The following is a 6,006-nucleotide window of genomic DNA, read 5'->3' on the forward strand; positions in this document are numbered from 1 at the left end:
GTCTTAAGATTGTCTTAAATATTTTTACTACTTTAAAAAGAAACTGTTACATATCTTATATAAGATGATTTAATTGTAATCTAAAAAATATATTATGGTTACATTTCATCTTATTTATCTTACATACCAAAACTTTCTGTTTATTTAATGAATAAAAGGGAGCGGGACAGAAATCTATTTGATTTCGTTGTCCCGCCCCGGCAAAGATGACTAGAGGTGGACCCGCTTTTTAAAGCGATGGACACCTCAGACATCTACTGCGCTTTCTTAGACTTAATGATTCATATTTCTTGCGAGACAGAAATCTATTTGTTTTCGTTGTCCCGCCCCGGCTCTGTTAATAGTTAATTTACATATTCACTTTTGCTGTTCTCTGTCGATATAACATCATTAAAATGACACTAGCATAGCCAAGTATTGAAATGAGGGAAGCATCCATACCGTATTGACCTCCAGTGACTAATGGATTATGGGATTGTATCACATATTGAACTATCCCGTAGTCACTGTTAGATGTCACCATCGGTAATAGGCCTCCCGTGATATTCCATAGTGCGTGCAATATCACGCTTGCCCAAATTGAATTGAATGTATACACAGTAATGCCAAACATCACACCCACCATCGTACCTCCGACCACTAATAACACAAAATCCAAGCCGACTAACTTGCCATTGAATAAATGAATAAAGCCAAATAAAACAGATGTTATTCCTATTGCCCATACACGGTTTGTTTTAACTTCAATATATTTTAACAGCACGCCCCTGAACATCATTTCCTCAACAATAGGTGCCACTATTCCCCCAATGAAGACAGCTTCAATCAACATAGCGTTGTAATCCGTTATTTTATCAATCGGTGTCCAGTAGAAAACGCCCGGCACAAATATAATATAAATGGCGATAACAATGAAAGGCAGTAAAACACCTAACATTATACAAAATCGTAATCCGCTGAATCGCTTTACTCTAAAATATGCCCAATCCTTTTTTAAACCCTTATGTACCAATAGTTTTATTAAAAAGATAAATATCACACCGTAAGTTAAACCGTGTAATAAATACTCGACGCCTTTTAAATCTAACAAATGCCACAATATAGCTAAATTTTGCGAAAAAACAACTATCACAAATAATAATAAACACATGCCTATGATTTTAATTATATTTTTCACCAAGTAACTTTGCCCCCTTTAACAATCGTTAAACAATCAACCGAAAATTTGACTTAGTGTTCCACAAATAATAATGACAATCAGTAATACAAACCACCATTTTTGTGCAAGAAAAGTCCAGCCATTGATTGGTTTTTCAACCGTATTAGACGTCCCGTTGTCTCCATTGGTTTCCACTTCATTACCATTAACGAGTTCATCAAGACTGACATTGAAAAAAGAGGCAAGCTTATTTAACATTTGGATATTGGGTTCGATTGTCCCTTGTTCCCATTTGGAAATCGTCTGTCTCGTCGTATGCATTTCTGTTGCTAGCATTTCTTGTGTAAGTTCATTTTCAATCCTTAGTTTTTTAATTTGATCTGCTAATCGCATTGTATTCACCACCTTTTTCTATTTTATCAAACATACCTACGCCCTTATGCTTATTATTTTGCGCATGATGCCTCAAATTTTGAGCATAACGCACTTTTTCATATACATTTTCGTATACATTCATCATTATTCACATCAAACTGTTCATTGCTAAAAGTTATCAAACTGCTCCCTCTTCTAGTATTTCTACTCAAAATAATAGTGATTAAAAAGTTATAAATGTTTATCCTTGACTAGTAACGATATATCGTTTATTATTCCGATATATCGAAAAAGAAAGGTGGAAATTAAAATGTTTATGTCACATCAACCAGAGGGTTTTGACAAAATGTTTAACACACATCAAAGAAGAGATCGTTTTTTTAAGAAAGGGAATTTACAATTTATGATTTTGAGATTATTAATAGATTCGCCTAAACATGGCTATCAAATTATTAAGGATCTTGAATCACAATTTAAAGGCTTTTACTCTCCAAGTCCCGGAAGTGTCTACCCGATACTCCAAATGTTAGAAGATCGAGAATTTGTATCTACCTCAAAAGAAGGTAAGAAAAAAGTCTATACCATTACAGAAGAAGGCATCGAATTTTTAAAAGAACAGCCTCATTATGATGAATATGCTAAACGTATGGCGCAATTTAAAGAAATGGATATAGAAAAATTAACAGCACTTCGCACATCATTACAGTCATTATTTAGATCATTTATATTAGCAGGTCAACATGTAATGAATGATAAAAAACAACTGGCTGCTTTTGAACAATTGATTCAAGATACAGCACAACAACTTGAATCATTTCAAGAAAAAAAAGATGAAGAAAATTAGGAGGTTAAAAATGTTAAAACAAAATTTACAACACATTGCAATTATCGGTGGGGGGCCAGGTGGATTAATGCTTGGACTCCTCCTACAACAACAAGACTACAACTTTACAATTTATGAACGTGGTCATCAAAATTTGCATAATGACAGAGGGGGTTCTTTAGACATACATGAAGAGAGCGGTCAACTTCCTTTAAAAGAAGCACAGATTTTTGAAGCTTTTCGAACTTATGCACGTTATGATGGCGAGGATACACGTATTGTCAACAAAGACGGAACAATCTTATATGATGAAGACGCGGAAGGTGAAGGTGGCAGACCTGAAATTGATCGCGGTCAACTATGCGATATTATTTTAGCGCAAATCGATCCAACACATATTCAATACGGCTATCAATTCAAAAGTATGGCGGAGCAAAGCGACGGCAGAACAATCATTTATTTCGAAAATGGTGACACAATGGTGACGGATTTAGTCATTGGGGCTGACGGAGCATTTTCTAAAGTGCGTCCTTATTTAACAGAATCTCAACCTGAATATACTGGTATTTCCATGATTGAAATGAACAGTGATGAAGCAGCACATCCAGACTTACTTGCATTTAATAAAAACGGTAAAATGATGGGACTCGGTGGGGATCGTGCAATTTTAGGTCAACGTAACGGAGATGGACGTATCATGGCATATATTTGCTTTAAAACGCATGATGACACACTTGAGCAGTATAGACACCTCTCACTGGAAGACTTAAAAACAAAATTACTCAATGATTTTGACGATTGGGATGAAACGCTCAAAAATTATATTCGCTATAGTTATGATGACATTAAGTTCCGGCGTATTTATAAATTACCGATTGGACTCACTTGGGTTACGCAATCTCACGTTACATTAATCGGTGATGCCGCGCATTTGATGAGCCCATTCGCCGGTGAAGGTGTCAACATGGCACTTTATGATGCGTATTTATTAGCTAATGCATTTAAAACATATGACAATGTCACTGACATACTCAAACATTATGAACAACAAATGAATGTTGTCACAAAAGTGCATGCCCAAGAGTCCCAAGAAAACTTAGAGTTGTTCTTCTCAGAAAACAGTGCCGAAACGATGACCGCATTCTTTGAAAATCCTCATGACCCCACACGCAACACCTCCCCTACTTCTCATAACTAAAAGTTCCTGAATTTTAATAGAGCGGGGATATGGGTTTATAACCAATTAAAATTAGGAGACAGGAGGTTGAAACCTTCCCCCTTTAATGAATTGTGACACTGTTTGGAATAACCTTAAAATAGGTTATAAAAATCAGTACCTATGACTTTTAATCATTGATAAAAAGGGGGGATCGCATTCAATCACGAACAGCCGCTCTAGCGACATAGACTCAATCTAATGATTGTCAATCTAGACGAGAACCTTAGGCAAATGTGTCAGAGGTAAAATCTTTAAGACGATCCTAGTACGGATGAATATGATAATATCCCATACCTGTTATTTTCATTTAGAAATTAAAAAAGCGCATTCAGCAACACAACTGTGTGCTGAATACGCTCAATTGTTAAATCGTAACGATGACCCGGATGATGTCTCTCTTTTTCTCAATCCGAGTGGCCTTTACTAAGGCAAGGCACACCAGTCAAATCAATTTTTGACTTATGACCACTTTATAATCTACAGATTTTGTTTCACCCAGTCATAGATCTCGGATGTCAGTGTTGTGCCTCTGTTCGTTTCAATATTTTTACCTTTTACATAACTTGTATGTACACCAAAAACTTTTTGTGTCTCTGGATCAAAGAGTGGTGCGCCAGATTGTCCACCTGATGCATCAGTCGTATAGTATGCCATATTACCTTCTTGCTTATCAACGACGCCTGAATCTGTCCACATCGTCGGCGCTTTGAAGACATGGAACTTATCTGATGGGTAACCTGCAACTTCAAAGTTTTTTCCAGTAAAATCATTCGCATTTTCTAGCTCAAGTGGTTTCACGACTTTACCAATAGCAGCTCCTCGAGTGGGTTGCACATCAAGAATTGCAATATCGTATGCTCTATTTTGATTTTCAATATACTGTTGTGGCACTCTTACATGCGTTGAGACAAATTCACCATAAGGTTTGTAATTTATATTTAAAGCAGGTGTAATTCTCGTTTGGTTAACAAATCCTCCATTGTCTGGATTATAAACACAATGTGCTGCAGTAAGGACTTTGTTGGGTCCAATGATGGCACCTGTACAAGCGGCAGTCGTTTTATTCCAATGTGTTGTTAAATAAGTAATCGCTTGATATGGTCTTGCTGTTGTCTTCTCTACTCTTACACGTGTGTCATTATCAATAACATCATATGTCGTTGTATCTGCTGCATAAGATGCTTGTGTAAGTGTGATAAATAACAATGATGCGACGGATAAAGTTTGGGCTATCGTTTTTTTCATTTGGCATTCCTCTTTCTTTTGAATTGAATGATATTACTCAGTACAATTTGCATCGATCAATGCTTTGGGGCAAACCATTATTTTTATGTGTTTGCCCCGCCTCGTTTGTTTGTTGATCATCGTCAACAACATAGGTAGGTGAATGATTTAATAAAGCTTATGACATATCGTTTTTGCCTAAAAATAGGTTTTAAAGAACAGGGATATAGCTAACTGGGTTGACCACGTTTTAGTAATTGAAGTCTAATCAATTCCCGCTTTGACTATAGGTTTTGCTTCACCCAGTTTAAAATGCTTTTTGTAAATGTTGTGCCTCTATTATATAAACCTGCATTTGTTTCTACTGCACCTGTATGTACACCAATGATATTATTTGTTTGTTTATTAAATATGGGTGCCCCAGATTCTCCAGAAATGGTATCTGCTGTATAGTAAGCTTTATTGCCATCTTGGAAATCAACGAGTGATGAAGATGACCATTGTGTTTGAACACGTAATTGCTCAAACTTATCTGACGGATATCCTGTAATTTCTACTTCTTTGTTTTTACTATTATCGGATGCTTCTATTTGAATTGGCTTAACGACATTTCCGATTGAAACACCATTTCTAGGTTTGACATCAATAATTGCAATGTCATATTGATCTTCTTGATGATCCTTATATTGTTGCGGCACATTAATATCATTAGATTCAAATTGACCAAACGGTGTGATTTTGCCATTTAAACCAGGCGTTATTTTTGACTGCTCTGTTAATCCGCCATATTCAGGATTATAAACACAGTGTGCAGCCGTAATCACTTTATTAGGCGCAATGACAGTACCGCTGCAGTCTTCATAAACGTTATTAAATTTAGATTCAATAAAAGTAATCGATTGATAAGGGTTCAGCGTTGTATTATTTACTTTTACACGACTGTCCTCACCTATAATCTTGTAATCAACATGACTCGAGGCATATGAAACTTGTGTGAACGCCATAAAAGACAAAGAAACAACTGTTGCCGTCTTTAAAAGAAATTTGTTCATTGTACTCAACTTCCTTCTCAATTATTTTATTTCTAACTAAAGAATATAATATTTTTATCTTTTAATCAATAGAATCTTAGAATTTTTTTCAGTTTTAAATAATAGTATTAATAAGGATAGAATACTATAAATTTGTATATGGATAGTTATATAT

6 protein-coding genes are annotated in these 6,006 nt (G+C 35.5%); 2 read left to right on the forward strand and 4 right to left on the reverse strand.

What is annotated here, in order from left to right; translation table 11 throughout:
• Positions 1–349: 349 nt before the first annotated feature.
• Both CD118_RS06820 and CD118_RS06825 read right to left on the reverse strand, forming a co-directional pair.
• Positions 350–1,177, reverse strand: coding sequence for a CPBP family intramembrane glutamic endopeptidase (locus tag CD118_RS06820; RefSeq protein WP_231909504.1), 828 nt, complete (start codon positions 1,175–1,177; stop codon positions 350–352).
• 36 nt (positions 1,178–1,213) lie between these two features.
• Entirely contained in the window at positions 1,214–1,552 is a 339-nt protein-coding gene (locus CD118_RS06825) for a helix-turn-helix domain-containing protein (RefSeq protein WP_060829233.1), read from the reverse strand.
• A 292-nt stretch (positions 1,553–1,844) separates the two neighbouring features.
• Here CD118_RS06825 and CD118_RS06830 point away from each other — a divergent pair, with 292 nt between their 5' ends.
• Entirely contained in the window at positions 1,845–2,378 is a 534-nt protein-coding gene (locus CD118_RS06830; protein WP_103356450.1) for a PadR family transcriptional regulator, read from the forward strand.
• Positions 2,379–2,388: 10 nt separating this feature from the next.
• The gene (locus CD118_RS06835; protein WP_103356451.1) at positions 2,389–3,555 is read left to right on the forward strand and encodes an FAD-dependent oxidoreductase; all 1,167 of its coding nucleotides are present in this window, start codon (positions 2,389–2,391) and stop codon (positions 3,553–3,555) included.
• Between the two features lie 498 nt (positions 3,556–4,053).
• Here the strand turns inward: CD118_RS06835 and CD118_RS06840 are convergent, their stop codons facing one another.
• A complete protein-coding gene (locus CD118_RS06840; protein ID WP_060829231.1) occupies positions 4,054–4,821 on the reverse strand; it encodes a trypsin-like serine peptidase in 768 nt (255 codons plus the stop codon).
• Between the two features lie 263 nt (positions 4,822–5,084).
• The gene (locus CD118_RS06845) at positions 5,085–5,852 is read right to left on the reverse strand and encodes a trypsin-like serine peptidase (protein ID WP_103356452.1); all 768 of its coding nucleotides are present in this window, start codon (positions 5,850–5,852) and stop codon (positions 5,085–5,087) included.
• Positions 5,853–6,006: the final 154 nt, after the last annotated feature.

Source organism: Staphylococcus coagulans (genome assembly GCF_002901995.1).
Classification (GTDB): Bacteria; Bacillota; Bacilli; order Staphylococcales; family Staphylococcaceae; genus Staphylococcus; species Staphylococcus coagulans.

Bases quoted from the DNA above. Each gene is read 5' to 3' on its own strand.
- CD118_RS06845 (WP_103356452.1), bottom strand. From the start codon at position 5,852: ATGAACAAATTTCTTTTAAAGACGGCAACAGTTGTTTCTTTGTCTTTT.
- CD118_RS06825 (WP_060829233.1), bottom strand. From the start codon at position 1,552: ATGCGATTAGCAGATCAAATTAAAAAACTAAGGATTGAAAATGAACTT.
- CD118_RS06840 (WP_060829231.1), bottom strand. From the start codon at position 4,821: ATGAAAAAAACGATAGCCCAAACTTTATCCGTCGCATCATTGTTATTT.
- CD118_RS06830 (WP_103356450.1), top strand. From the start codon at position 1,845: ATGTTTATGTCACATCAACCAGAGGGTTTTGACAAAATGTTTAACACA.
- CD118_RS06835 (WP_103356451.1), top strand. From the start codon at position 2,389: ATGTTAAAACAAAATTTACAACACATTGCAATTATCGGTGGGGGGCCA.